1 protein-coding gene is annotated in these 1,301 nt (G+C 71.3%); it reads left to right on the top strand.

The window, feature by feature from the left end; translation table 11 throughout:
• Window positions 1–51: 51 nt before the first annotated feature.
• Window positions 52–1,203: a mannose-6-phosphate isomerase, class I gene (gene manA, locus AOK08_RS31780; RefSeq protein ID WP_055532537.1), complete on the top strand. Its 1,152-nt coding sequence runs from the start codon at window positions 52–54 to the stop codon at window positions 1,201–1,203.
• Window positions 1,204–1,301 lie beyond the last annotated feature (98 nt).

The raw sequence follows: 1,301 nt of genomic DNA on the forward strand, positions 1-1,301 counted from the left end.
ATCACCACCCTCACCCGAACCACCCCCACCTGAACGCAGAGAAAGACCGGTATGGACCGCCTCGACAACACCATCCGCCCCTACGCCTGGGGTTCCACCACCGCCATCGCGGCACTCCTCGGCACCGAGCCGACCGGTGAACCGCAGGCGGAGATGTGGATGGGCGCCCACCCCGGCGCCCCCTCGCGCACCGGACGCGGCACGCTCGTCGAGGTCATCGACGCCGACCCGCAGGGCGAACTCGGCACGCCCGCCGTCGAGAAGTTCGGCCCCCGCCTGCCCTTCCTCCTCAAGATCCTCGCCGCCGGCGCCCCCCTCTCCCTCCAGGTGCACCCCAACCTCGCCCAGGCGAAGGAGGGTTACGCGGACGAGGAGAACCGCGGGATCCCGGTGGACGCCGGTCACCGCAACTACAAGGACGCCAACCACAAGCCCGAACTGATCTGCGCCCTCACCGAGTTCGACGGCCTGTGCGGCTTCCGAGACCCGTCGCAGACCGCCGACCTCCTCGCCGGCCTCGACGTCGACTCCCTCAAGCCGTACGTCGACCTGCTGCGCGCCCACCCCGAGGAGGCGGCCCTGCGCGAGGTGCTGACGGCCGTACTCAGCGCGGACCGCGAGGACATGGCCCGCACGGTCACCGAGACCGCGACCGCCTGCGCCCGCCTCGGCGGCGACTACGCCCCCTACGCGGACATCGCCCAGCACTACCCCGGCGACCCGGGCGTCATCGCCGCCATGCTCCTCAACCACGTCCGGCTCCAGCCCGGCGAGGCCCTGTTCCTCGGCGCCGGCATCCCGCACGCTTACCTCAACGGCCTCGGCGTCGAGATCATGGCCAACTCGGACAACGTCCTGCGCTGCGGCCTGACCCCCAAGCACGTCGACGTTCCCGAACTCCTGCGCGTCGTCCGCTTCGAGGCGAGCGACCCCGGCGTACTGCGCCCGGAGGCCTCCGCCGACGGCGAGGAGATCTACGAGACCCCCATCGACGAGTTCCGCCTGTCCCGGTACGTCCTCCCCGAGGCCACGCCCGCCCGCGACCTCACCCTCCCGACCCCGCAGATCCTGCTCTGCACGGCGGGTTCCGTCCGTGCGGGAGACATCGAACTCGCCCCCGGCCAGTCGGTCTTCGTACCGGCGAACGAGAAGGCCGAAGTGTCCGGCCCCGGCACGGTGTTCCGGGCCACAGTCGTCGTCTGACACCACCTGGCACCACCGAGGCCCTGGTCGCCGGTGGCGGCTGCGACAATGGCCCACCGGCGAAGGGCGGGCAAAGCCCGGGACAGCGTACGTACGAA

Source organism: Streptomyces graminilatus, from assembly GCF_001418565.1.
Lineage (GTDB): Bacteria > Actinomycetota > Actinomycetes > Streptomycetales > Streptomycetaceae > Streptomyces > Streptomyces graminilatus.

Bases quoted from the DNA above. Each gene is read 5' to 3' on its own strand.
- manA (WP_055532537.1), top strand. From the start codon at position 52: ATGGACCGCCTCGACAACACCATCCGCCCCTACGCCTGGGGTTCCACC.